Below are 24,249 nucleotides of genomic sequence, written 5' to 3' on the forward strand. Positions count from 1 at the left end.
CAGCCCCCATCTAAAAGGGTACATACTCCCCCTCATCCTCTGCTTCTTTCTTCTCGTCCTCCCGAATTCTCCTGGTTATTCTCTTATTCTTCTGACCTATTTTTTCTAATTAAATAATTTTATGGAATAACCATAGATATATAGGCTGTTTTTATATATCATTAGATTTAGGAATTTTTTACTTTTGATTAAGAAGGGAATGACCTAAATGAAGAAAGAAAAGAAAAAAAAGAATCCAATTCCTTTCCGACTGAACTTTATGTTCTTTTTCATATTCATATTATTTTCCGCCCTGGTTATAAGGCTAGGTATCGTTCAAATTGTTTATGGAGATAATTATTTACGCGAGGTGGATCGAACCGAAAATGATGTGGTCAACAGCCCCGTTCCCCGTGGTAAAATGTACGATCGGTACTTGAACCCAGTCGTCGATAATGATCCTCTTAATGCGATCACCTATACGAAATATCCAAATACAAAGACAGCAGAAATGCTAGAAACAGCCGAAATCCTCGCTACCTTGATAAAAAAGGATACGAAAAAAATTACGGAGCGGGATAGGAAGGATTTCTGGATCTTAAAAAATCCTAAAAAAGCGGAGGCTTTGATTACAAAAGCGGAACGGAAGAAAGTCGAAGAAAATAAGTGGAAAGAAAAAAAGTTATATGAACTTCAATTAGAGCGAATAACCGAAGAAAACATCAAAGAATTCACCAAGGATGAATTGGAAGTTCTCGCAATTTTTCGAGAGTTTAATAGTGGATACGCACTTACCCCATCCATCGTTAAGAATAAAGGCGTGACCAAAAAAGAATTCGCCAGGGTCAGTGAGCATTTATCCGACCTCCCTGGCGTCGATGTTACGACGGATTGGGATAGGACCTATAAATATGATGAAACGTTGCGGTCGGTACTCGGAAAAGTGTCCTCTTCCGAAGAAGGGCTTCCTAGCGAAAATCTAGACTATTATCTAGCCCGTGACTATACCCGGAATGATCGAGTCGGAAAAAGTTATATTGAGAAACAATATGAAGATGTCCTCCGTGGGAAAAAGGCGAAAGTGGAAAACATCTTAAGTAAAGGCGAAGTGGTTGACACGATTCCCGTGACTGACGGAGAAAGTGGAAAGGACCTGGTCCTGACCATCGATATGGAGCTGCAGCAAATAGTAGACGAAATCATTGAAACGGAGTTAAGAAGAACGAAAGCAAAGGGTAATACATATTTGTTAGATCGTGCCTTCGTCGTTTTAATGGATCCTAATACTGGCGAAGTCCTGGCAATGTCCGGGAAACAATACGGGCACAACGCTAAAACAGGTGCGACCGAGATTAACGATTTTGCCCTTGGAACAATTACCACATCTTATACGATGGGTTCCTCTGTAAAAGGGGCGACGGTTTACACAGGTTTTCAAACAGGGGTCATCTCTCCCGGGACAACCTTGTATGACCAGCCACTTTATCTGGCTGGGGCTAAACCCAAAAAGTCATATAGCAACTTGGGGTATCTATCAGATGTAACTGCATTAAAAAAATCATCGAACGTTTATATGTTCCTAACGGCAATCAAGATTGGCGGGGGTCATTATAGTCCACATCAAAAGTTAGGTCTTAAGAGTGGGTCCTTTACCACACTAAGAAACCATTATGCCCAATTTGGTTTAGGCGTTCGTACGGGCATCGACCTTCCCAATGAATCGGCAGGATTTAAAGGGGTCGATACTTCGACAGATGGATTGCTACTCGATTTATCCATTGGACAGTATGATACCTATACACCGATGCAATTGGCACAGTACGTATCGACGATTGCTAATGGTGGACAAAGACTTGAGCCTCATGTTGTTAAGGAAATCAGGAACCCTTCCGATAAGCATGGGGAATTGGGATCTGTATTTCAATCGGTGAGTCCGAAAGTTTTAAACGATCTGGGCGGGGAAGAAATTTGGATTCAACGTGTCCAAGAAGGCTTTAGACAGGTTGCACAGGAACCTGGTGGAACGGCATATAGTGCTTTTGCCGGCAAGTCATACCGCCCGGCTGCGAAAACAGGGACGGCCCAGGCCTTTTATGACGGGCCTCGAAGAAATGAATATAGCGAACCCGAACCAACTATCAATCTAACGCTTGTAGGCTACGCCCCACACAATAAACCAGAAGTGGCGTTTTCCGTCGTAGCACCATGGGTTTACCAAGGTTCCGCCGCAGATGATATCAACAAGCGGATTGGTGAAAGGGCGATGGATGCTTATTTCAAATTAAAGGAAAAAAGATTAAAAGGAGATACAGAGAAAGACAAGGCGGTTGATTCAAATCCCGAGTGACCCAAATCGGGTGAATCGACAAAAATGGCCTGCTCATCCGAGCAGGCCATTTCATTTTCATACTTAATACTATAGCTTTTGGACGAACTCTTTATAAAGGGCCCGTAGCGCATCTCCCCTGCTAATTATCCCGACAACCTTATTATGTTCATCCACCACCGGGATTTTCTTGAAGTGATGTTTAGATATGACCTTTATCAAATCAGACAATGGATCTTCCGGGGATAACTTCGTGATTTTCTTATTCTTAATAATTTGCGAGACTTTATCATTCATTTTAGAGGCGACCTTTTCATCCAGGTTTTCGCCAGGCAAAATCGTGATGTACGTGTAATATCCCTTGACGGATTCTTCCGCGGGTGCCAGGTAGCGTAAAATATCTCCATCCGATACCATCCCTAGAAGCTTATCCTGATCATCGACCACAGGAACCCCACCAACCTTATTTTCTATAAAGAGCCCCATGATTTCCTTTAATGTAAAATTCGGGCGAGCCACATATACCTCTTTGATCATATAATCCTTGACTAACATCCAACCACCCCTTTTATTAAGTTGATGTTCCATTTCCAATATCTATATTTTCACTTACTTTCCATTTAATCATACCATTAAAAAACATTGGTACTTGTGCATTCTTTGTCAATTTTTCTACTTTCATCTGCCCCACCCTCTTATTGGATAATCAGCCCCCTCTTTTTCCGTAAAACAAATCATTGAATAATATTGGAAGATTGGATGAATTTCTTTTACAATGAAAATAAGATAAGAATGGAGGATAAACAATGAATAATCATGAAATAGATTACAAATTACACGGGGATGACATGCAGTTTGTCGAGGTCGAATTGGATCCCAAAGAAACGGTGATTGCCGAAGCAGGCAGTTTAATGATGATGGAAGATCAAATCAAAATGGAAACGATCTTTGGCGATGGGTCATCTAGCAGTGATGGAGGGATGATGGGAAAACTTTTTGGTGCCGGTAAAAGGCTGCTTACGGGCGAAAGCTTATTCATGACCACCTTTACCAATGAAAGTCATGAAAAAAGGCATGTTTCTTTCGCCTCCCCTTATCCAGGTAAGATCATCCCTATGGACTTGAGTGAGCTCGGCGGAAAAATCATTTGTCAAAAAGATGCTTTTTTAGCCGCAGCGAAAGGTGTATCGGTTGGAATCGAATTTCAGAGGAAAATTGGGACAGGCTTTTTCGGTGGTGAAGGGTTCATCATGCAAAAACTCGAAGGAGACGGAATGACTTTTGTCCATGCAGGGGGTACGATCCACCAAAAGGAATTGGCTCCAGGTGAGGTACTCCGTGTGGATACCGGCTGTCTAGTCGCCATGACCAGCGGGGTGGATTATAACATCGAATTCGTCAAAGGTGTAAAAACTGCGCTATTCGGCGGAGAAGGTCTTTTCTTTGCGACATTGAAGGGTCCTGGAACCGTCTGGATTCAATCCCTTCCGTTCAGCCGTCTGGCCAGCCGTGTGTTTGCTGCGATGCCACAAAATGGCGGGTCATCCGATGAAGGAAGCATAGCAAAAGGCTTGTTCGGCTTATTCAACGATAAATAATTGATGCAGTCTGTGGCCGGCAGGCTTTTCGGCCACAGATATCATCTAGCAGAAAAGGGTGGAATCGACATGCAGCTTGTTAAATGGTCCTACATGAGACGATACAATATCAAAGCGATTTTTGACCAATACCCCAACTCCCCCGTCATCTTCAGAAAAATAAGAGAGTACTATTTTGTTTACACCATTCAGTGGACACCTGCCGATGAGCCTGTTGGCAGAAACGAACTCGAACAAATGGAACGACTGCTTAACCGGGAGCTCGGAACCGAATGGCAATACCTCTACCGTAAAAAATGACATTCATTCTACTTATCTTGTCAGTGGCTTTCATATTGCATGGTTCTCCGTATCAAGTCGGTTTCTAACAAATCTTTAGTGCATGTTCACCTTTCACCTTGTAGCCACATTCTTCCCATCATTTCGAATACTCTGACCCATAATATTTTAGTAGTGTTCATGATTCATGTATGATAGAAGAAAAGCATGGTTTACTCTTGGAGTTTAAGGTGTAAAAAACTTTATATTGGAGGAATGTAAACATGGACTTAATAAAAAACATATTTTCCTTAGGCATAGGTGCTGCTGCAGCAACGAAAGAGCAGATTGAGAAAACGGTGGATACCCTGGTAAAAAAAGGCGATATCAGTAAAGAAGAATCAAAGGACCTTATTAAACAGTGGGTAGAAAAAGGAGAACAGGCCCAAAAGCAAATCGATGATTCAGTCAAAGTGAAAGTCAACCAGGCTTTGAATGGCCTCAATTTGGCCACAAGAGAAGAAGTTCAGGCATTAGAGCGCCGGATAGCTGCTTTAGAACAAAAAAACCAATCCATACAACCTTGATCTGGAGGAAAATGAATGTTTGGCAAGCGATTGAAACATGCACATCGGTATCAGGAAATCACGAATGCCTTTTTAAAAAACGGCATGGGTTATTTCATCTATCGATTGGGATTATCTGATGGAAAATCCACATCGAAAGTCGCACCCGAAGAAAACCTGAACCTGCGGTCGATCGGGGAACGGCTACATAAGATATTACAAAGTTTAGGCCCGACTTTCATCAAGCTTGGTCAGATTGCCAGTACCAGACGTGACATTGTACCGGAAGAAATTGTCCGCGAGCTAGAGAAGCTCCAGGATCAGGTCACACCTTTCCCTTTTGAAAAAGCACGCCAGATTATTGAAGCTGAATTGGGGGATTCGTTGGAAAGCCTTTTTCTTGAATTTCAAGAAACCCCTCTTGCGACCGCTTCAATCGGTCAGGTCCACGTTGCTCGGCTTCACTCACAGGAAGTGGTCGCCATCAAGGTCCAACGACCCGACATTTTGCCAAACGTGGAAACGGATTTGGAGATCCTCGATGATTTGACCAGGCTTATGGAAGCCCGGATACCTTGGGCAAGGCGATATCAAATCAGAAAAATGATTGATGAGTTCGCTAAGTCCCTGCGAGCTGAACTCGATTATAATTCAGAAGGGCGGAACGGAGAAAGGATAGCCAAGCAATTCATCGACAATCAAGGTATCAAGATACCGAAGATCCACTGGGATTATTCAACCAAAAAGGTCCTGACGATGGACTTCATCAAAGGCATCAAGATCAATCATTACAAACAGCTTGATGAAGAAGGATATGATCGCAGGATAATCGCGGATAGATTAGCCAATTCCATTCTTCAGCAGATTTTGATTGATGGTTTTTATCACGGTGACCCTCATCCAGGGAATATCGTCATCTTACCTGGGAATGTAGTGTCTCTGATGGATTTCGGTATGGTCGGCCGTCTTGAGGAAGAGATGAAGTATCAGTTTGCTTCCCTTGTCATAAATCTAAAGCGAGGAAGCACCACTGGATTGATCAATACCCTTTCCAATATGGGACTTCTCACGGACGAAACGGATATGTCTTCGTTACGATATGATATTGATGAATTGCGGAATAAATATTATGACATCCCCTTGAGCCAGATAAGCTTGGGTGGTGCAGTCAATGATCTGTTTTCCGTGGCCAATGAACACAAGGTCATGATTCCACCCGAATTCACGATGCTTGGTAAGGCTTTGCTCACCATGGAAGCCATCGTCGAAGAATTGGACCCGAACTTCAGTATCATGAAAGCCGCAGAACCTTTTGGTGAAAGGCTATTGAAAGAGCGTTTCCATCCTAAGAACCTGGCAAAGAAAACATGGAATCAATTTATTGAATCCGCAGAAGCAATTTCCGAGCTTCCTAAGGATATAAGGGACGTTTCAGATATCATCAAAAAAGGAAAGTTACGGTTGGACATCAACATCCCCGAACTCCAGGTTTTCTTACATAAACTTGATCAAATCTCGAATCGGCTGTCCTTCAGTATAATCCTGTTGGCCTTTAGCATCATCATGGTCGGTCTAATCGTCGGCTCTGCCATTGCCGGCCAAGCAAACATCCTTTGGAATATACCGGCCATCGAAATCGGGTTTGTCGTCGCAACCCTCATGTTCTTATTGATGATCTATACCATCTTTAGATCGGGGAGAATGTAGTTTCATCATGAAAAAAGAGAAAATCCCTTCTTGGCATTTTCTCTTTTTTTCATGGACATTCACAAATTCGCCTGCCCAATCACTGGTTATGTGTGCGTCGGTCATAAGAAACGGCATAGGCGCTATGACGGAAATTCAAGATGGGATCTTCCGAACACTCAATCCCATCCGTCACATTCGTTGGATCGAACCGGATTGCCTCATTCTGCGAGTCCAATTTACCTGTGATGGATAACTTCCCAACCGTAATGATTTGACTATCTTCCGGCCACACGACGGTAGGATCATCAGTCGGGGCATTTTCCTTACCGATTTGTATGTTTAAATTAAAGCTGGCTGGTCCTCGTTTCAGCCTTTCCTCCATGTCTCCAGTCAAGAAATCTGGTGGAAGCTTGGCCAATTCATCCTTTTCCAGCATACTTAACCCGGCATCCGGCTCCCACTGATATTTGATGGCCTGGCGCTTCCCATTTTCATTCACGAAATAATAGGCGTGTATGGAAAAGTATCGTGCCATTGTATAACTGGCAGGGGAACGCATTTCTTTAATCATCTGTAGACCCGCTTTGCTTTCAGGGTATTTCATCGCAATCGTTGCGAGTTCTTTCAAATTCGGGAAACCATCTTTGGCCGATTTGACAAACTCAAGAATCTCAACAAACGCTTCTGGTTTTTTCGCGAAGAACAAAGGAATCGTCACGGCAATAAGATCTGTTTCCTCCCCATCAGGCAAATGGAACTTGACAGCCATCCCTTTTACGGGAGAATGGGCATCCGTATGATTGGGGTTCGGGGAACTATTGGAGAATCGGATGGTGGCCTTAACTGCCTGATTCTGAAGATGTGGTGCGTCAGTTAACAATGCGGCTTGACCATTTGGGGTAAACACGCCCTCATAGTAATTCCCCCTCGCATGAGCTCGACGATTACCCGGAAACGTACCCACGACTTTTTCAATGGCATCCACCGCCTGATTAGCTAATTCGGGTTTTGCCTTTTCATTTTCCACGTTCATCACCCTTCTTTCCGCTAAAGTTATCTTTTACCAGTACCCTCAATCTCGATTGTCTATTCCATATAAAACGCAGGATAACACATCGTCCTTCTCTTTATTTCCATATGCAGATATTTTTAACGTGAAAACGACAAAAACGCCTGAAAGAATCCAAGCGCTGCCGTTTTTCCATTAGGGTTTTATAAAAGGGCTTCAATATCCTGTTCCATATCAAATGGGGCTTCTACCGATTCAAAACGCTTCACGACATTTCCTTCGCGGTCGATAAGGAACTTCGTGAAGTTCCACTTAATTGAATCATCTATCAAAAACTCTGGATGCTCCGCTTGCAATTTTGCATGCAGCATTCTTCCGCCTGGCTTGTCGACAAGACCGGTAAATGGCGCATTCATTGTTAAATAGTGAAATAATGGATGTGCCTGACTTCCCCTGACATCCACTTTACTGAATAGTGGGAAATTCACGCCGTAATTCAACTGACAAAATGTTTCCACTTCTTGGTTTTGGCCTGGTTCCTGTTCTCCAAACTGGTTACAAGGAAAACCAAGAATGTTCAATCCTTTATCTTTATATCGGTCATAAAGCTTTTGTAAATCCTCGTATTGCGGGGTAAACCCACATTTACTTGCCGTATTGACGACGATAAGGACCTCACCTTTATACTTCTCTAAAGAAACTTCCTGTCCATTGATTCGCTCTGCAGAAAATTCATAAATCCCCACTCTTCATTCCCCCTTATATTTCTATCTAGAATTATACGATAGGAATAGAAGGAACAAAAGAAATAAGCTTAAATACCTATGACTAATTGCTTACAAAAACCTTCATTCAACATATACGGCAGTTCCATAGGCAATGATTTCACAAGCGTTCTGCATGATAGCGGATGTTTCAAGGCGCATCGCAACGATGGCATTCGCTCCTTTTTCCTTCGCCTCATCCACCATTCTGCCAATGGCCTTTTGCCTAGCTTCCTTCATCATTTCCGTATACTCAGAAATTTCCCCACCGACAATGGTCCGCAAACCCGCCATAATATCTTTCCCGATATGCTTTGATTGGACCGAGTTCCCTTTAACGAGTCCCTTCAGTTCCTTTATTTCTTTACCCGGCACTTCATTAGTAGTCACGATAATCATTGAGCTCATCCTCTTCCCGTTTTCTTATTTTTTTTACGATTAAATAAAAAATTAGCGGAACCGGTGCTTGAATCAAACCAAGAATGCCCCATAACCAATGATTGAAACCATTCTTCTTTGCATCGGTGAATAAATATATGCTTTGGGCCAACAAGATAAGCCCACACATAATCAATACATACATCTGCATTCTATCCATGACTGCTTTCCACCTTCCTTTTTACATAAAACGTATATATGCCGATGAAAATCACGCTCAACACTTGTAATGTGAGAAATACTTCAGGTTGATGAAATAAAGATAGAAACAAGAAGCAGAGAATGAGAGCAGCCGTCACTAGAAACATAAGCACTTCTTTCCGCCATTCCCTTCTGGCTTTTTGACGCTTTCGTTTAATGGTTTGCTCAAAAAAAGATACTTGTGGGACATCGATGGAAATCGTATCGTCAAATTCCTCCAAGCTTTTCTTGATTTGACTAACCGTCTCTTGATCACTCTTGTCTGAGTGGTTTTGATAAACCGGATGGTTCTTTTTCATCGTTACTGACCAACTCCTTTCTAATCTTCTTTAATCCAATATGGACACGTGACTTCACGGTACCTTCTGGTATCTTGATGATTTTCGCAATCTCTTCGTAAGAAAATCCGTAATAATGCTTCAAGATGATTGGAATTCGCAGATCATCCTCTACATTCCCCAATGCTTCCATTACATCATCCCATGCTTGATTGTTGGCCTGCGTCTCCCATTTGAGCTTTCTGACCGATTGCTCTTGCCTTAACCAGGACTCTTCCCGCTTCTCCTTCCGCTTCTGATCCAAGTAAACCCGAGTCGCAATGGAAATCAGCCATGTGGAAAACTTGGAAGTCCCTTTGTACCTTGAAAGATTCTCGATGGCCTTAGAAAAGGTTTCCTGAGCTACATCTTCTGAAGTTTGTAAATCATAAGTCAATTTAAGCAAGTATTTTAGCAGAAAAGGATACGTGTTTTGAAATAGTGAGGCTAACGCCTGATCATCCCCCTTTTTCGCCGCTTTAATCAGCTCCAGTTCTTCCATCTATCATCACCTGCTCCCTGATCCTTAGCTTGTTACTTATATGACGGTTAAGGAAATGAATTCGTTCACTGACTTGTAAAAAAATTTTTCATTCAGAAAGTCTCTCTACTTCAGAAAGAATTACATGCGTCACCGTCGATGCAAAAGGAATGGCGAGATTAATGAATTCTTCCACTCTTTGAAGGCTTTCACAGCGAATTTTGAGCATGAAACAAGCCTTTCCCGCGATCCGATAGCAAAATTCCACATTTTCTTGACCCAAGATAAACTTTCTGAATCGGTCATATTCCCCATTTTTCACCGTCGCTTCAATCATGCATTCTATCGGAAAGCCCATTTTTTTATAATCAATCTCGGCTCCATAACCCTTGATGATACCAAAAGACTCCATTTGCCGGACACGTTCTGTAACGGCGGGTGCTGACATCTCCACTTTCTTTGCCAATTCCCTCATGGAAACCCTGCTATCATTCTTCAGTACGGCTAAAATGCTGCGGTCTTTATCGTCTAATTTCATATGAATACTATTCTCCTTATTTTCCATTCATCTAGTATTTTTTTGTTCCTATCACTTTTCATATGCGATTAATTTTTCATTTCTTCTAGATTATGATTATCTCAAAGGGGAGATATCGATGCCAAGAATTAAAAGTTCACAATTTGGAACAAGTCCATTTCAGCAATTGTTTCATAACGAAGGAATTGCGCATAATTGGAATGACCTCTCAGAAACCATTTCTGCTGATGGAGTGCTTACAAAGCAATTGAAGGAAAATGTCAGAAGAATTCTAGCCTATGGAAATGGCTGTGCGTACTGTCAGGCCAAAGGCATTCCAATGGAACCGGCCGATATAAAAGAAAGCTACGCAATCGCCTTTGCAGAGGTATTTTTAGTGCAACGCGAGAAAACAGAAGAACGTTTTTTTGTAGTATTAAAGGAAGTATTCAGCGACGAAGAAATATCAGAATTAATAGCCTTCATTTGTTTTTCCACTGCACAACAATACTTCGGGGCCATGATGGGACTAAAATAACGTTTGCATTCAGTTACAATTTCTAGGACTTGCAGTGGATTCGTACATGTGATGAATATAGTGTAAGAAGGTAAACACCGCTTCTCTATACAAATATTAAAGCAGAGTGGATTCACTCTGCTTTTATACTCATTCTCGTTATATCAATCAATCTTCTAAATGATCAAAAACCTGATTCAATACATCATCCTGTGACGTTTCGTTAGTCCATATCATTTCATTTTTGATACCTAGATAATCATTCAGCTTCCACCAAGCACGTAAAGACTCTTCTCCAAACTCCATCTTTTTTGAACGAGAGTTGTGACGTTTGACGGTTTCTTCAAAGGATAAATCAAAATAACAAATTAAAACCTTTTCGTTATAGAACCGTATTAAGTGATGTAGCATATCACCATAAAGATCTTTATGTAAGATTCCTTCCAAAATGACATATTCACATTTTCCTTTTCCGTATTCCGTAATTTGTCGGATCAAATCAATTGAAAGGTTGCCTTCTCTATCATGAGCATTCAACATGTCCCGGCGAACTGTATCCTGAGAAACCAATAGGGTACCTATTCCTAACTGATTTTGAAGGCTCTTTGCTATCGTTGTTTTTCCACTGCCAGAGTTCCCTCGTATGATGATTAGCTTCGATTTCATGGTCTCCCCCCCATAACCTTGCGCTCTATATATAAACCCTGATTGTTAGCAAGACATTTTCTCGGATTGAGGCTGAACCTGTACCGTTTAGAAAAGGTAAATGGAACAAGAAGTTCCTTGTTCCATTCCTTACTTGCTTAATTACTTCGCTTGATCCTTCATCATCACAGTAGCTTCTGGCGCCTTTTCATGGATGAACTTCGGTATGATGGCCATATATAGAAAGCCTACGAAGATCAGACACCCTCCCACTACCCAATATAACGTTTCTACTGCTATGTAGGTGGGGAAGCCAACGGCTATCAAGAATAACGTGATTGATTGCGATAACATCACCAAGGGGTTGATCCATCCTTGGACCCTCCCCATCATTTCGGGAGCAACGAGGCTTGGCAGCCACCCGCCAAGGGACACATTAAGTATGGGAAGCGATAGAGCCACGATGGCTAACCCAATCATATATTGCAGGGTTGTTTCGACAAGGCCACTGGCCACCGTGCCCACTCCCGATATCAGCAAGCCTACGACCATCATATGATGAAGCTTCATTTTTTTGGCCAGTACCGAAGCTAAGATGCTTCCCAGCAATACTCCTGTCCCAAAAATGACACCAAAGATGACGGCATACTTTTCATAATCAACAGGTTCAAGTTTGTACTTCAAGATAAAAACCTGCATCACGGAAAATCCACCATTCACAATCCCAAATACTAGAAAACCGCTGATTAACGTGAACAATAGCTTATACTGCCATATATATTGCCAGCCAATTTTAAAATCTGCCCAAACGCCTGTTACACTCAGTTCCTTCAAATTGTAAACTCCATTCGGCTGTCTGACTTCTTTTGAAATCCGACAGGAACGGATCAAGAAACCACTGATTATAAATCCGATCACATCGAAGATAATGGCTCCCTCGATGCCGACTGACCAATAGATAAAAATGCCGATTCCGTTTCCGAAAAGCATGAACAGACTCGATACCATCTGATTTAAACCAGCCGCCATCGTATAATCCTCTTTAGGCAAAATGCCTTGAATCAACGCTGACTCCGCTGGCACAAAGAAATTCCTGACGGCACTTCTCAGAAAAATGACAGCAAACGATACCATGAGAAGATGTAGCTCTAACGAAAGCAAGAATAAAACAGACAACCCTGCGCAAATCCAATCACAATACAAAGCAATCTTTTGCCTGTCCAATCTATCAGCAAAAACCCCCACCAGTAAGAAAACAGCAAGGGTAGGCAAAGAATACATTAATTCCGTAACCGTCGCATAAATCGGCTGATTGGTGAAGCGGTCCAGTAAATAAAACATAAATGCAGTCATGCCGATGGTCCCGCCCATTTGTGATGTTACGTTCGCTAAAAATAATTTCGTATAATTTCGATTATTAAAAAGTTTTATGATCTCTTTCTATCCCCCTTCATCCGACTTTCTGGTTAATTTTACCCAAAAATTCCAATTCAAGAAAGAGAAATCAATGAATTATTTTTCAAATGTGCCCTTCACCATCGCTTTGCCCTCACTGACCATAATCTGACCCATTGCGATGACGGTATCTATTTCAAAGGTCTCTTTTTTCAAAATCAGTATATCTGCGTCCCTTTCCGTTTCCACCCGTCCTTTATTAGTTAGCTTCAAAATATTCGCGGGATTTTCCGTGACCACACGGATGGAATCCTCTATCGAAACTCCATCATCGATAATCGCATCGACAACCGATTCATACAGCGACATGCAGGTCCCCATACTCAGTCCGGATATATTTCCGTTGCCATCAAATTCCGGAAGGCTAGCCTGTCCATCTGATGTAAGCGTGATGTTGCGGATATCAACACCTTCGTCGAGGGCTCTCCTTATTGCCGTGCTTGCTTTTACTTCCCCTTCATCCAGGAATTTTTGAATGGTACTTGTCGTGAAATCGATGTACCCGCCTTTTTTGGCAAATTGTATCCCGGCCTCAAACAAATGCGGGTTCCGGTTCATATGTGTAGGGTAGAACTGTGTAATCGGAATTTCCGTCGTCCTGACGACTTCCTCGATTACCTGTACATGATCCAAGCTATCCCCGACATGTATATTAACGATACCGGCTTTCCCGGACAAAAGTCCTCCATTCCTGGCCTGCGACGCAAGTTTTGCAAGCTCTGCCACGGTTGGCTGTGAAGAACGGTGATCGGCAATGGCAATTTCACCAACTCCAATGATTTTATCCACTAAGATTAAATCATCTTCAATCTTGTCCATTAGGGTCTTCACCGGGACTTGGTACGAACCTGTTTGAACGAAGCAACTAATCCCTTCTTCTTCTAGGGCCCTCGCTTTAGCAAGCAAGTCCGGCATCGTCCTTGTCGTTCCATCCGTGCCAATGACCCCGACTAATGTCGTGATACCGGCTAGCGTCGCATCGGTCAACTGAATTTCGGGCGTTCTTGTTTTGAATCCCCCTTCACCGCCGCCACCGATGATATGAACATGTGCATCGATAAAACCTGGTACAATGATTCGACCGTTCGCGTCAATCACTTGCATTTCAACGAAATTGGCAGGGACGTCGATTTTATCCTCAATGAAGCCAATTTGTTTTCCGACCAACAAAACGTCTTTCTTACCTATGTATTCCGGCGTATAAACCTCACCATTCTTTATCAGTGTCAGCATAGGGCCAAACTCCCTCCAAGTTTAAATATTCTAATAGGTTTCAAAACGATATACGCGGGTAAATATACACCATAACCCAATTACATGAATTCAAAAGAACTTAACTTAGTTTTTCTATCTTATAAGTATTACGGCACAAGCATTTAATTATATAAAAATTAAAGGAGTAAACAACCATGAACAAAGTAATTTCTGCTGATATTAAAACAAATACACGATTATCCATGCGTCAAATCATGAACTTATACCAAGTGACAAAAGAATTCAAAGGAAACATCTACTTTATCTGCAATCATAAAATGGTCGATGCCACAAAACTTTCAACATTTGTATCATTCGTTCTCATTCTACAAGAGTGTGTGGATATGAAAGTGATCCTAGAAGGACAAAATGTACATGCAATGCTGGAAAAGGTTCAGGCCATTTGTAAAGAAAATGATGAAAAAATAGGATTTCACTCCAACCAAACCGTTGGGATTTAATATACGAAAAAAAATTACATATAAATGAGGTGTATAGATATGAGAACCATTTTAATGATTATCGGGGCTATCGTCGTAATCGGTTTAGTTGTAAATTTCATCTTTTAATGAGGGAAAAAAAGCTGTCAATAATGACAGCTTTTTTTCATTTACTGGGAATATGGATATATCCCCAATCATCACCAAGGAAAATCCCATGTTTTCCACTTACCAAGCCCCTCCTTGATTTCATTCCCCTTATCAATCCAATATTGCTTCCTTTCCTCTTCTTCTTCCTTTTCCTGCTGTTCCGCTATCAATGGTCCGATGTCTTCTGCATGAAATGATTCAGCCGTTTCGTTCTGTAAGGCCTGAGCCATGATCTTTTGAAAGATGAGTGTACTTCCCTGGCTGCTGTTAGTGGTTAAATAATGTTCTTTATCCGTTTTATCGTAGCCAGCCCATACAGCTCCTACTAAAGAAGGGGTGTATCCCACGAACCATTGATCCTTCACACCTGATATTCCTTCGATCGGGACCTGTGTGGATCCTGTCTTTCCTGCGATTTCATAGCCAGAGACCGCGGCATTTTTAGCCGTTCCATAGTTAACTGTCCCAAGAAGCATCGCATTCATCTTATCGACGACATCCTTCGAAGCCACCTTTGTCTTCTTTTCCTTCCAGGCTGCTATTTCTTTCCCATCCGTGTCTTCTATTTTTATAATGGCATGCGCTTCGTTTCGCTTTCCTTCATTTGCAAACGCCGCATAAGCTCCTGCCATTTGGAGTGGGGACACCCCTTTATCCATCCCGCCTAAGGCTATCGATAGATTTCGGTCATTTTTTTTGTCATAAGGAATCCCAAACCGTTTGAGCGCATCCAGCCCCTTGTCGATTCCAATTTCATTCAGGAGCCAAACGGTTGGCACATTCAAGGAATTCATCACGGCTTCATACATTGGGACCTCCCCTTTATAAGTGCCGCTCAAATTCGATGGTTCATAATTCCCGAACTCCATCTTCTCGTCTTTTAAAGAGTCGGTCATTTCATATCCTTCTTCAATTGCCGGTGTATAAACAGCGAGCGGTTTAATCGACGAACCAGGAGATCTTTTCAGTTGCGTCGCCCGATTATATCCCATGAATTGATGCTCGCCCCTCCCCCCAACAAGTGCCTTAATGCCGCCTGTTTTAGGATGAAGAAGGACCGTCCCACTTTGCACCAATATGTCATTGCTTGTCCCAGAAGGGAAATTGGCATCCTGGCTATAGACTGATTCGGCAGCCTGCTGCATCGGTTGATCTAATGTGGTATATATTCTATAGCCCCTAGTGAGTAATTGCTGGAGCTCCAATCCATACATGGTGGAGGCTTCAGATAGGACATGGTCTATATAATAAGGATACTTCCCTTTTAAAGGATCTGTATCTTCACCTAACTGTAGTGATACTTCATCCTTTTTGGCAGAAGCCGCTTCCTCTTCGGTCAAATATCCGTGTTCGGTCATTCTAGACAGTACCAAATCCCGTCGTTTAACCGCCCCTTCTGGATTTTTGTACGGATCAAGCTTGGAAGGCAAGTTAATGACCCCAGCAAGCAAAGCCCCTTCGGCGACGGTTAACTCAGAAACATCTTTTGAAAAATATATGTTCGCTGCCTTTTTGAGTCCCCATGCTCCATGTCCAAAATAAACTTGATTCACATACATTTCTAAAATTTCATCCTTTGTATACGTACGTTCCAATTCTTGAGCGATGAAAAACTCTTCTATCTTTCTTTTCAAGGTCCGATCTGATTCAAGCATGGTGATTTTTACAAGTTGTTGGGTAAGTGTGCTCCCGCCTTCAACAACGCTTTTCGCCTTGACATTTTTCACCATCGCACGCATGATCGCTTGATAATCTATGCCATGATGTTCATAAAAACGGTGATCCTCAATGGATACGACCGCTTGAATGAGATGTTCCGGGATCTCCTCTATCGCGACGCCTTCCGATTTATTAGCCGTGACGGTACTGGCTAAGTTCCCATCCTCGTCATAAATCTTGGTCGGTTGCTGAAGTTGATCCTGGAGATTGCTTATATCCACAGTTTGTTTAAAATATATGAACAAACCGGCTCCCACTACGACAATGATTGATATAATTATAAGACCTATTTTCAATAACGCTCTCATTTGTACCCCCATTTTCCCAGATGCGACATGCTCCATTAAAAATATTTTGCCCTTTTTATGAAAGAAAACTCTTGCAATGGCTAAAAGGGAAAACAAATTCCACAACATTTTTCCCATTATCCTTTTCCATACAAAGTGCCTACAATATTTCTCCCTTTCATGCCTAGTCTTTTCTTTTTCCATACCCTTTACCCACATTTATAAATCAATATACACCTGAAAAAGGCATGAAACCAATAAAAACGGGTATATAACCTATAATGACAAATTATGGGGAGAGATGATCTTAGATGAAACAATTAAAACGTATCGTCGCCGCTTATGATGGAAATGAAGAGAGCAACCGCGCCGTGGAATATGGAGCTTCATTAAAAAAGGCCTTTCCGGAAGCTGAATTGACCATTGTTCAAGTTCTGAATCCAAAAGGTGAAAGCCGTATCCTCGAGAGTGCATCCGCTCCTGGGTTCGTACCGGCAGCAGGATTTTATGTCGACCCTTCACAAACGCATCCCGTAACAGAAGTAGAACAACAAAGTCAAATGCACATGAACGATACTCCCACCGTTCATGAAAACAATGTGAGGATGGCTGAAAGCAATATGATGAGGTTGCTCAGTGAATGCCAGGTTAATGGAAATATCGAGATTTTAGAGGGAAATGCCACGGATAGCATATGTGACTATGCAAAGCGGACGAACGCCGATTTAATCATCGTCGGCAACAGTGCAAAAAGCGGCCTGGAAAAGTTCTTCCTCGGAAGCACCAGCAGTTCCATAGCCAAGCAGGCACCATGCTCGGTATTTATTGCAAAATAATGGAGAAAAGGACCGGCTCATAATCGAGCCGGCCCTTTTAAAAGGTCTGTCTTTAGATGGCTTTCTTCAACAAGACATTCGAAGCAGCCGAATAGAGCACCATTACCACGATTGCTGATAAAATAAAACTAAACAGCATATATGTCCCATTGTAAATCAAGGAATAGAGGACGACTGGTTGCCCATCTGGCGCATATTCCCCAAAGAAAACGATACCTGCTGTAAAATGGCAAAGAAACCTCAGGAAGCTCCCCACAAACATGCCACAAACCGCATATATATCCCCTCTTAACCGTTTTCCCCCTTTACGGTTATTCACAAATTTATTCATGAACAACCCGGATAATCCCACGGCGGTAAAAGCAAGGAAATATTCGATAAATCCTTGAAGCGGCGTTGCCAGAAATGCCAAACCAGTGGCAATCTGCAAAAGCCCCAATAGTAAACCGGTGGCCATTCCGCCCTTGATTCCCCAACGATAGGCCATTAAGAATATCGGTACCATGGCAATGGAAATCGATCCCCCCTGTGGCCATATCCTTGCAAAGACAAAACCGGAGACTATATCCAGCAGTAATGCCAATGCAGAAAAAATCGCGACCTCTGTCATGAATAATGTTTTATGTTTCATCATCTCTCACCCTTCTCCACGTGCAAAAGTGCCCATGAGTCCCGTGTCGCTTTTTCGGCATGCAAAAAAGCAACACCAGGGCGGTAATGGATGCCCAGTATTGCTATCCAAAACCACATCCCTACGCTAGTACTAACTAACAGGTTCATAGGGTCTGAACTCAACCGTTCACTCTCAGCCATCTTGGCTCCCCTTGTGGAAGTATTTAATTTTTGTTCCTCGGTTAGAATATACTACTAGTTTCTCTAATTGACAAGTAAATAACACGATTATATCCACGAGCGTTTTTCCCTATTACTGGTTATATTTTTTCATCCAGCCAACTTCTTTACATGGCCTCAATACACATGCCATATGCCAAGTTAGATGGATAAAGACGACAATTTTTCTATAGACTCACTAGGGTTCAATTTGATATCTTTATAAAGGTTATTTTGCACGAGGGGGAAAAGACATGGATAAACATTCAATTTCTGCTGAAAAGGGCGCCTATATCAGTATAGCCGCATACATATTCTTGTCGGCCCTCAAATTAACGTTTGGTTACTTTGGAGACTCGAAAGGACTTTGGGCAGATGGTTTAAACAACACGACCGATATCATTGCCTCTGTCGCTGTATTAATAGGCTTAAAAATATCAAGGCGACCACCTGATAATAATCATTCATACGGTCATCTGAGAGCTGAAACCGTAGCGTCTCTGGTTGCCGCCTTCATTATGATCACCGTCGGATTACAGGTCATATACAGCGCCATCGAATCATTCTTTTCGCAGGATGCGACAGTTGTACCGAATATGTTCACAGCTTATGTCGCTTTATTCTCCGCCATCTTCATGTACGGGGTTTATCGTTACAACTTGGCTTTAAGCAAAAAAATAAACAGCGCCTCCATCCATGCTGTCGCACAGGACAACCGTTCTGATGCTCTTGTCAGTATCGGTGCTTTCGTAGGTATTATCGGTACCACAATCGGCATAGACTGGTTGGATGCGGTTGCGGCTTTAGTGGTAGGTCTGATGATCTGCAAAACGGCTTGGGATATTTTCCACGACGCTTCACTTTCCTTGACCGACGGTTTCGATGAACAGCATCTCCAACAAATAGGTCAAACCATCCTGTTGACGGATGGGGTGAAAGACATGAGTGAAATTAAAGCTCGGATGCATGGGAATGAAATTCTGGTTGAAACAACCGTGCATGTCAATCCGCTCTTGACCGTCATCCAAAGTCATGACATTACAGTGAAGGTTGAAGAAAACTTATTAAAGGAACATGACATCAAACATGTCATTGTCCATATCGAACCCTATACATTTCAAAAAAAAGGTACCCGTCAATAATGAACGGTGCCTTTTTTATATGTGTAAACCCCCTATTAATACAATGTTTACCTAATATAAACAAAGCCTTTCCCCTTTTACCGATCATTTACCGCATGAATGAGTATTTAAAGAACGCTTTCAATCTGTTATTATTAAAACCATATATTACATTTTGGAATTATATTCTAATTCATTCATAATTAAGTAAGATAAATTCATTTTCCTACACATGGAGGGCAAAATGGTATTGAATCGAGAAATGACTCTTCACTTCCTATCTTCTCATAAAACTACTATCCTTACCGAATGGAAAGAGCGATTAAAGCATTTGTCAGATGGCTATATAGAATATTTTGAAGAAGAAATAGAAAAAATTCTAAATTCACTGATGAAACAACTGAAAAATACAGATACTAACATAGATGATATGCTGAAGGATTTAGGGGAAAAGATTTCAGCCGGCCGGGTTAAACAGCATTTGAATATGGATATGTTCTTTTCCATAACCTCTACCGGAAGATCGATCATCATTGATCAATTTCTCTCTTACGAAGCCATCAAAGGAGAACTATCTGCGGTTATCCACCAAATAAATGCGTACTTCGATAAACTCATTTATTTCGCTTTATCCAGTTATACCGATTTAAAGACGAAGCAGGTTGCGGAGCAATATCAGCTGATCAATCCAAATCATAAAGACCGTTTGACCCTTTTAGGCCAGATGACATCAAGTTTTGTCCATGAGTTCCGGAATCCCCTTACTTCCATCATGGGTTTCATTCAATTATTACAAGCCGAACAGCCAGAGATTAAGTATCTGGACATCATTTCAAAGGAATTGGATCAGCTTAATTATCGGATTACACAATTTCTTAACCTTTCAAAGAGGGAAACGGATACTACACAAATTGAAATATTTCCAATCGCCCCCCTGGTAGATGAAGTGATTGAATTCCTATACCCTAGCATCTTGGAAGTAAATGCTTCCGTCTCCTGTAATATTGAGGGCGAAGCCCAGTTGGCCGGCTCCAAGGAGGAATTCAGGCAAGTGTTACTCAATATCATATTGAATGCCCTGGATGTAGTTACGGAAACGCCAAATCCATCCATAGACATTTCCGGTTCGGTAGCATCAGGTTGCCTAACCTTGAATATTTCTAATAACGGTCCAAAGATACCTTCCGAGGTGCTTCCTAGCATCTTTGAACCCTTCATCACAACGAAAAAAAGGGGCACAGGGTTGGGACTATTCGTTTGCAAGGAAATCATCCTCAAGCATCAAGGGACCTTGACTTGTCATTCAACGGACTTCTTAACTACATTCTCCATACGCGTAAAAACAAAATCATAAGTAAAAGTCACCAAATCACGGGGAAGTAGTGTGTAATTTTTGACTGATTCCCTGATAGTTCCTTATACTATAATTAGGTGACTTGTATAATCGTGATGAATAAATCTACAGATTCGTAAAGAAAAGCTCGAAGACATTCATTTCAAGATCATTCCATCTACTTTTTTTACAGTCATTATACATTTTATTCATTTTTGTTTTTGGGAGGTGACTGGGATAATTCACCCGTTTGGTGCAAGTAAACGGTTTAATTACATCCCTCACTATTGGACATATTTAGTTTAGCCTTAGTCATTATCTTAATCGCTTTAACCGCCTTTTTTGTTGCTTCCGAGTTTTCAATCATTAGGGTACGAAGCTCGCGAATCGACCAATTGATAGAAGAAGGAAACAGGAAAGCCTTAGCTGCAAAAAAGGTGACATCAGATCTCGATGAGTACCTATCGGCAACGCAGCTCGGCATTACCGTGACCGCCCTTGGACTTGGGTGGCTTGGGCAACCGACAATCTATAAATTGATAGAACCTTTATTCGAACTATTACATATTCCGAACAACGTGGCAGGTATTCTGTCCTTTATCATTGCATTTTCCCTAATGACCTTCTTGAATGTCGTCGTAGGTGAACTCGCACCTAAAACGGTTGCCATCCAAAAAGCGGAAGAGGTGGCCTTGGCCATCGCCAAACCTCTGATCCTTTTCCATAAGATCGCGTTCCCGTTCATCTGGTTATTGAATCATTCCTCTCGGTTTGTCGTTGGATTATTCGGCTTCAAATCCGCTTCGGAAAGCGAGCTTGCTCACACGGAGGAAGAATTGCGTTTCATCCTTTCGGACAGCTATAAAAGCGGGGAAATCAATCAATCTGAATTCAAATATGTAAGCAATATATTTGATTTTGATGACCGGGTAGCCAAGGAAATCATGGTTCCAAGAACAGAAATCCTTACCATTTCCAAAGATGAAACCGTACAAGGTTTCGTCGATGTTGCCAAAACGGAAAAATACACGCGTTACCCCGTTGTCGAAGGTGATAAGGATCATGTGATTGGCTTGGTCAATCTGAAAGAAGTTTTTTCTGACCTAATTAAGGACCGGGATATCCAGTCCAAAACCATTGAACAATATACCCGCCCGATCATTCGGGTCATGGAGAATATACCCATTCACACATTACTGCTAAAGATGCAAAAAGAGCGGATTCACATGGCCATCTTGATGGATGAATATGGTGGTACTTCCGGTCTCGTCACCGTTGAAGATATCCTTGAGGAAATCGTCGGGGAAATTCGTGATGAATTCGATATCGATGAAGTTCCTTCCATTCGTAAGATCAAGGATGGACACTATATCTTGGATTCCAAACTTCTAGTAAAAGACGTGAATGACTTACTTGGCATTCACCTGGATGAAGAGGATGTAGATACAATCGGTGGCTGGATCTTAACGGAAAATTATGATGTACTAGTTGGCGACATCATGGAAAAAGATGGTTTCTGTTTCAAAGTCATTGAGATGGATGAACACGCCATCCGTTTTATTGAAGTGACAAAAAAAGTAGAACAGCTGACACTTGAGGAGAACCTTCCACAAGATTAAGAATAAGAAAAATGGCCCTCGTATTCTTACCGGGGCCATTTTTTTATATTCTTTTATCAGACCCAACCTTTTTGACCGTCACGATTGGCGGCGGGCTCTTTTTCTTCCAAATGATATACAACATGATCAAGACGAATGAAAAACCTGCTACAGGAATCAAATAAGGTGCAGTGATTTCTCTAATTTGTTGCCAATTCTCCCCCAAAATCCGACCCAATGACAAGAACAATATCGTCCAAGGAATGACGGCTGCCACTGTATAAAAAGTGAATGTCCAGGCGGACATCCGGGCAATCCCAGCTGGTATGGAAATGGCATGTCGTACGACAGGAATGAAGCGAGCTGTGAACACCACCCCCACCCCATACCGTTGGAACCATTCTTCGGCCATTATCATATGAGCTTCTTTAATGAATATATATTTTCCATACTTTAAAAGGAATGTCCGTCCTCCATAATAACCAGCCCAATAAAGGAATAATTGGGCAATCGTACCTCCCATCACCCCTGCGATAACGGCACCCAAAAAGTTCATCTTACCCATTCCGATCAAATAGCCACCGTATCCAAGTACGAGCTCACTGGGGATGATTTCCACCATCAACCCCAATAAAATACCGATATATCCCATCTCCGCAAACCAATTCAGTATCTTCATAATCAGCTCTGACATCATGTAATGACTCCCTTTTCCGCTAATTTTGACTTGGTTGTCCTTCTATCCTATTGCGGAAAAATCCGTTCTATTCATTTTCCTGAAAAAAGGAACAGTCAGATTGGGATATGATTTTAGATAACAAAAAAAAAGACCAGCTTGTCTTTCCCGGTCTCCTTGTGATTAATATTCTTTTATTTCCTGTTTTTGTACATCGTTTGAAAAAGCAGTTGCGAACTCTAAGGTGAGTAAGGATGAATCAGTGTGAGAAATATTCGTGAAAATCTCCTGACGTGATTTCGTTTTTTGAATATGGACCCCGAGATTTTTGTACTTGTTGATTATTTCATTTTTCATGCTTACCCTCCCTTCCTGCTGTATTCGTTATCCTTTACGTTCCCATTAAAAGTAAGGCTAAAACCTATCTGGATAAATACTCGCCAAAAAGGGTAGATATTCTCATCAATTAACCTGTATCGTTTGTAACTGATGTTCATGCACTTCTTCTTTTTCCACATGCACCTGAATCTTATAAGTTCCCGCCTCGTCAAAGGACACTTTATTTAGATAAGTCCCTTTTCCCTCTTCTTTCGCCTTGGTGAAAGAACTTTCTTCACTGCCTTCTTTCCACACCTCAAAATTTACATCTGCATCAGTCAAAGGCTTCCCATCCAAATGCACATTGGCTTCAAAGGTGGAACTGTTCCCCGCCGTCACAGGATTGTTATGAAACTCGATCAAGACATTCGACCTTGGGTGTACCGAGGTGTTTTCACTTTCATTATCAGTAATGACCACTTCTTTTTCCGGCATCACATGTTGATTTTTAGCTGTTACATGGGCAATTACATGATACTTCCCTTGTTCCTTGAAGGTGTGCATCACTTGATATGTCCCGCTTCCCGTATTCTTTGCATCTAACATTTCCCGTTTATCCTGTCCGGATTTCCTCACTTCAAAAAGAACCTCACCAGCTTCATTTACAAGTTGGCTTCCTTCCTTCACTGTGGCTTCAAGGATGACCTCTTTTCCGGAAACCAATGTCCCTTTAACGGATATAGTAGCCTCCATGGTTTCAGGTATGGCATTGCTCACTTCTTTATCTTCTGGCTTTTCGGTTTCCTGACATCCTGCTAACGCAAACAATAATATGGCTGACAAATAAAATTTCTTCATCGAAAACTTCCTTCTTTTTCATAATTAACCGATAAGACGGTCGTTTTATACACCATCCTTCCCAGATA

27 protein-coding genes and 1 riboswitch are annotated in these 24,249 nt (G+C 41.8%); of the genes, 11 read left to right on the plus strand and 16 right to left on the minus strand.

All coding sequences use genetic code 11. The features are described from left to right. Positions 1-208 precede the first annotated feature (208 nt). Positions 209-2,326: a peptidoglycan D,D-transpeptidase FtsI family protein gene (locus tag ACQKIC_RS17055; RefSeq protein WP_402990240.1), complete on the plus strand. Its 2,118-nt coding sequence runs from the start codon at positions 209-211 to the stop codon at positions 2,324-2,326. 69 nt (positions 2,327-2,395) lie between these two features. On the opposite strand, the gene ACQKIC_RS17060 is transcribed toward ACQKIC_RS17055, so the two are convergent. Then, positions 2,396-2,860, minus strand: a complete 465-nt coding sequence (locus ACQKIC_RS17060; protein WP_402955599.1) for a CBS domain-containing protein — start codon at positions 2,858-2,860, stop codon at positions 2,396-2,398. Between the two features lie 251 nt (positions 2,861-3,111). Here ACQKIC_RS17060 and ACQKIC_RS17065 point away from each other — a divergent pair, with 251 nt between their 5' ends. From ACQKIC_RS17065 to ACQKIC_RS17080, 4 genes are all read left to right on the plus strand, one after another. Next, entirely contained in the window at positions 3,112-3,903 is a 792-nt protein-coding gene (locus ACQKIC_RS17065) for a TIGR00266 family protein (RefSeq protein WP_402867653.1), read from the plus strand. A gap of 93 nt (positions 3,904-3,996) precedes the next feature. Further along, entirely contained in the window at positions 3,997-4,203 is a 207-nt protein-coding gene (locus ACQKIC_RS17070; protein WP_427651169.1) for a hypothetical protein, read from the plus strand. A gap of 242 nt (positions 4,204-4,445) precedes the next feature. Continuing rightward, complete coding sequence (locus ACQKIC_RS17075; protein ID WP_402955593.1) at positions 4,446-4,748, plus strand: phasin family protein; 303 nt, start codon at positions 4,446-4,448, stop codon at positions 4,746-4,748. A gap of 15 nt (positions 4,749-4,763) precedes the next feature. After that, complete coding sequence (locus ACQKIC_RS17080) at positions 4,764-6,434, plus strand: ABC1 kinase family protein (protein WP_402867650.1); 1,671 nt, start codon at positions 4,764-4,766, stop codon at positions 6,432-6,434. A gap of 79 nt (positions 6,435-6,513) precedes the next feature. On the opposite strand, the gene ACQKIC_RS17085 is transcribed toward ACQKIC_RS17080, so the two are convergent. The 7 genes from ACQKIC_RS17085 to ACQKIC_RS17115 form a co-directional block, all read right to left on the minus strand. Then, on the minus strand, positions 6,514-7,443 hold the full coding sequence (locus tag ACQKIC_RS17085; protein ID WP_402867649.1) for a catalase family peroxidase: 930 nt from the start codon (positions 7,441-7,443) through the stop codon (positions 6,514-6,516). Between the two features lie 185 nt (positions 7,444-7,628). Continuing rightward, a complete protein-coding gene (locus ACQKIC_RS17090) occupies positions 7,629-8,171 on the minus strand; it encodes a glutathione peroxidase (protein ID WP_402955584.1) in 543 nt (180 codons plus the stop codon). A 102-nt stretch (positions 8,172-8,273) separates the two neighbouring features. Next, positions 8,274-8,588, minus strand: a complete 315-nt coding sequence (locus ACQKIC_RS17095; protein ID WP_402867647.1) for a YbjQ family protein — start codon at positions 8,586-8,588, stop codon at positions 8,274-8,276. Further along, positions 8,569-8,787 carry a sigma-Y antisigma factor component gene (locus ACQKIC_RS17100; RefSeq protein WP_402955581.1) on the minus strand — a complete coding sequence of 73 codons (219 nt, stop codon included), beginning with the start codon at positions 8,785-8,787 and terminating at the stop codon, positions 8,569-8,571. The genes ACQKIC_RS17095 and ACQKIC_RS17100 overlap by 20 nt, the downstream gene beginning before the upstream one ends. Continuing rightward, positions 8,780-9,127, minus strand: a complete 348-nt coding sequence (locus ACQKIC_RS17105; protein WP_402955578.1) for a YxlC family protein — start codon at positions 9,125-9,127, stop codon at positions 8,780-8,782. The genes ACQKIC_RS17100 and ACQKIC_RS17105 overlap by 8 nt, the downstream gene beginning before the upstream one ends. Then, on the minus strand, positions 9,081-9,647 hold the full coding sequence (sigY, locus tag ACQKIC_RS17110; RefSeq protein ID WP_402955575.1) for an RNA polymerase sigma factor SigY: 567 nt from the start codon (positions 9,645-9,647) through the stop codon (positions 9,081-9,083). Before sigY ends, ACQKIC_RS17105 begins: the two co-directional genes overlap by 47 nt. Before the next feature lie 88 nt (positions 9,648-9,735). Beyond that, on the minus strand, positions 9,736-10,164 hold the full coding sequence (locus ACQKIC_RS17115) for an Lrp/AsnC family transcriptional regulator (protein ID WP_402955571.1): 429 nt from the start codon (positions 10,162-10,164) through the stop codon (positions 9,736-9,738). A 118-nt stretch (positions 10,165-10,282) separates the two neighbouring features. Between ACQKIC_RS17115 and ACQKIC_RS17120 the strand changes: the two genes are divergently transcribed. Continuing rightward, positions 10,283-10,681: a carboxymuconolactone decarboxylase family protein gene (locus ACQKIC_RS17120; RefSeq protein ID WP_402955568.1), complete on the plus strand. Its 399-nt coding sequence runs from the start codon at positions 10,283-10,285 to the stop codon at positions 10,679-10,681. A gap of 147 nt (positions 10,682-10,828) precedes the next feature. Here ACQKIC_RS17120 and ACQKIC_RS17125 read toward each other — a convergent pair whose 3' ends face one another. From ACQKIC_RS17125 to iadA, 3 genes are all read right to left on the minus strand, one after another. Next, a complete protein-coding gene (locus ACQKIC_RS17125; protein ID WP_427592028.1) occupies positions 10,829-11,326 on the minus strand; it encodes a kinase in 498 nt (165 codons plus the stop codon). A 141-nt stretch (positions 11,327-11,467) separates the two neighbouring features. Beyond that, positions 11,468-12,739, minus strand: coding sequence for an MFS transporter (locus ACQKIC_RS17130; RefSeq protein ID WP_402990365.1), 1,272 nt, complete (start codon positions 12,737-12,739; stop codon positions 11,468-11,470). 78 nt (positions 12,740-12,817) lie between these two features. Then, the gene (iadA, locus tag ACQKIC_RS17135) at positions 12,818-13,993 is read right to left on the minus strand and encodes a beta-aspartyl-peptidase (RefSeq protein WP_402990256.1); all 1,176 of its coding nucleotides are present in this window, start codon (positions 13,991-13,993) and stop codon (positions 12,818-12,820) included. 176 nt (positions 13,994-14,169) lie between these two features. Between iadA and ACQKIC_RS17140 the strand changes: the two genes are divergently transcribed. After that, entirely contained in the window at positions 14,170-14,475 is a 306-nt protein-coding gene (locus ACQKIC_RS17140; RefSeq protein ID WP_402867639.1) for a hypothetical protein, read from the plus strand. A gap of 179 nt (positions 14,476-14,654) precedes the next feature. On the opposite strand, the gene ACQKIC_RS17145 is transcribed toward ACQKIC_RS17140, so the two are convergent. Beyond that, positions 14,655-16,631 (minus strand): transglycosylase domain-containing protein, encoded by a 1,977-nt coding sequence (locus ACQKIC_RS17145; RefSeq protein WP_402990259.1) that lies wholly within the window; start codon positions 16,629-16,631, stop codon positions 14,655-14,657. Positions 16,632-16,921: 290 nt separating this feature from the next. Between ACQKIC_RS17145 and ACQKIC_RS17150 the strand changes: the two genes are divergently transcribed. Further along, a complete protein-coding gene (locus ACQKIC_RS17150; RefSeq protein WP_402990262.1) occupies positions 16,922-17,446 on the plus strand; it encodes a universal stress protein in 525 nt (174 codons plus the stop codon). Positions 17,447-17,498: 52 nt separating this feature from the next. Here ACQKIC_RS17150 and thiT read toward each other — a convergent pair whose 3' ends face one another. Further along, positions 17,499-18,080, minus strand: a complete 582-nt coding sequence (thiT, locus tag ACQKIC_RS17155; RefSeq protein WP_402867636.1) for an energy-coupled thiamine transporter ThiT — start codon at positions 18,078-18,080, stop codon at positions 17,499-17,501. Between the two features lie 98 nt (positions 18,081-18,178). Beyond that, positions 18,179-18,281: riboswitch (TPP riboswitch) on the minus strand. 250 nt (positions 18,282-18,531) lie between these two features. Between thiT and ACQKIC_RS17160 the strand changes: the two genes are divergently transcribed. The 3 genes from ACQKIC_RS17160 (at position 18,532) to ACQKIC_RS17170 (ending at position 22,350) form a co-directional block, all read left to right on the plus strand. Then, positions 18,532-19,419 carry a cation diffusion facilitator family transporter gene (locus tag ACQKIC_RS17160; RefSeq protein ID WP_402990265.1) on the plus strand — a complete coding sequence of 296 codons (888 nt, stop codon included), beginning with the start codon at positions 18,532-18,534 and terminating at the stop codon, positions 19,417-19,419. Between the two features lie 223 nt (positions 19,420-19,642). Beyond that, positions 19,643-20,752 carry a histidine kinase N-terminal domain-containing protein gene (locus ACQKIC_RS17165; protein ID WP_427592029.1) on the plus strand — a complete coding sequence of 370 codons (1,110 nt, stop codon included), beginning with the start codon at positions 19,643-19,645 and terminating at the stop codon, positions 20,750-20,752. A gap of 266 nt (positions 20,753-21,018) precedes the next feature. Continuing rightward, the gene (locus tag ACQKIC_RS17170) at positions 21,019-22,350 is read left to right on the plus strand and encodes a hemolysin family protein (protein WP_402867633.1); all 1,332 of its coding nucleotides are present in this window, start codon (positions 21,019-21,021) and stop codon (positions 22,348-22,350) included. 43 nt (positions 22,351-22,393) lie between these two features. Here ACQKIC_RS17170 and ACQKIC_RS17175 read toward each other — a convergent pair whose 3' ends face one another. The 3 genes from ACQKIC_RS17175 to ACQKIC_RS17185 form a co-directional block, all read right to left on the minus strand. Continuing rightward, complete coding sequence (locus tag ACQKIC_RS17175; protein WP_402955538.1) at positions 22,394-23,023, minus strand: DedA family protein; 630 nt, start codon at positions 23,021-23,023, stop codon at positions 22,394-22,396. Between the two features lie 165 nt (positions 23,024-23,188). Then, positions 23,189-23,362 carry an Lmo0850 family protein gene (locus ACQKIC_RS17180; protein ID WP_402867631.1) on the minus strand — a complete coding sequence of 58 codons (174 nt, stop codon included), beginning with the start codon at positions 23,360-23,362 and terminating at the stop codon, positions 23,189-23,191. A 105-nt stretch (positions 23,363-23,467) separates the two neighbouring features. Then, the gene (locus tag ACQKIC_RS17185) at positions 23,468-24,181 is read right to left on the minus strand and encodes a FixH family protein (RefSeq protein WP_427592030.1); all 714 of its coding nucleotides are present in this window, start codon (positions 24,179-24,181) and stop codon (positions 23,468-23,470) included. Between the last annotated feature and the right edge of the window lie 68 nt (positions 24,182-24,249).

The organism is Peribacillus sp. NPDC046944 (assembly GCF_050272735.1).
GTDB lineage: Bacteria > Bacillota > Bacilli > Bacillales > DSM-1321 > Peribacillus.

Coding starts and splice junctions, on each gene's coding strand:
- ACQKIC_RS17055 (WP_402990240.1), top strand. CDS start 209: ATGAAGAAAGAAAAGAAAAAAAAGAATCCAATTCCTTTCCGACTGAAC.
- ACQKIC_RS17060 (WP_402955599.1), bottom strand. CDS start 2,860: ATGTTAGTCAAGGATTATATGATCAAAGAGGTATATGTGGCTCGCCCG.
- ACQKIC_RS17065 (WP_402867653.1), top strand. CDS start 3,112: ATGAATAATCATGAAATAGATTACAAATTACACGGGGATGACATGCAG.
- ACQKIC_RS17070 (WP_427651169.1), top strand. CDS start 3,997: ATGAGACGATACAATATCAAAGCGATTTTTGACCAATACCCCAACTCC.
- ACQKIC_RS17075 (WP_402955593.1), top strand. CDS start 4,446: ATGGACTTAATAAAAAACATATTTTCCTTAGGCATAGGTGCTGCTGCA.
- ACQKIC_RS17080 (WP_402867650.1), top strand. CDS start 4,764: ATGTTTGGCAAGCGATTGAAACATGCACATCGGTATCAGGAAATCACG.
- ACQKIC_RS17095 (WP_402867647.1), bottom strand. CDS start 8,588: ATGATTATCGTGACTACTAATGAAGTGCCGGGTAAAGAAATAAAGGAA.
- ACQKIC_RS17100 (WP_402955581.1), bottom strand. CDS start 8,787: ATGGATAGAATGCAGATGTATGTATTGATTATGTGTGGGCTTATCTTG.
- ACQKIC_RS17105 (WP_402955578.1), bottom strand. CDS start 9,127: ATGAAAAAGAACCATCCGGTTTATCAAAACCACTCAGACAAGAGTGAT.
- sigY (WP_402955575.1), bottom strand. CDS start 9,647: ATGGAAGAACTGGAGCTGATTAAAGCGGCGAAAAAGGGGGATGATCAG.
- ACQKIC_RS17115 (WP_402955571.1), bottom strand. CDS start 10,164: ATGAAATTAGACGATAAAGACCGCAGCATTTTAGCCGTACTGAAGAAT.
- ACQKIC_RS17120 (WP_402955568.1), top strand. CDS start 10,283: ATGCCAAGAATTAAAAGTTCACAATTTGGAACAAGTCCATTTCAGCAA.
- ACQKIC_RS17125 (WP_427592028.1), bottom strand. CDS start 11,326: ATGAAATCGAAGCTAATCATCATACGAGGGAACTCTGGCAGTGGAAAA.
- iadA (WP_402990256.1), bottom strand. CDS start 13,993: ATGCTGACACTGATAAAGAATGGTGAGGTTTATACGCCGGAATACATA.
- ACQKIC_RS17140 (WP_402867639.1), top strand. CDS start 14,170: ATGAACAAAGTAATTTCTGCTGATATTAAAACAAATACACGATTATCC.
- ACQKIC_RS17145 (WP_402990259.1), bottom strand. CDS start 16,631: ATGAGAGCGTTATTGAAAATAGGTCTTATAATTATATCAATCATTGTC.
- ACQKIC_RS17150 (WP_402990262.1), top strand. CDS start 16,922: ATGAAACAATTAAAACGTATCGTCGCCGCTTATGATGGAAATGAAGAG.
- thiT (WP_402867636.1), bottom strand. CDS start 18,080: ATGATGAAACATAAAACATTATTCATGACAGAGGTCGCGATTTTTTCT.
- ACQKIC_RS17160 (WP_402990265.1), top strand. CDS start 18,532: ATGGATAAACATTCAATTTCTGCTGAAAAGGGCGCCTATATCAGTATA.
- ACQKIC_RS17165 (WP_427592029.1), top strand. CDS start 19,643: ATGGTATTGAATCGAGAAATGACTCTTCACTTCCTATCTTCTCATAAA.
- ACQKIC_RS17175 (WP_402955538.1), bottom strand. CDS start 23,023: ATGTCAGAGCTGATTATGAAGATACTGAATTGGTTTGCGGAGATGGGA.
- ACQKIC_RS17180 (WP_402867631.1), bottom strand. CDS start 23,362: ATGAAAAATGAAATAATCAACAAGTACAAAAATCTCGGGGTCCATATT.
- ACQKIC_RS17185 (WP_427592030.1), bottom strand. CDS start 24,181: ATGAAGAAATTTTATTTGTCAGCCATATTATTGTTTGCGTTAGCAGGA.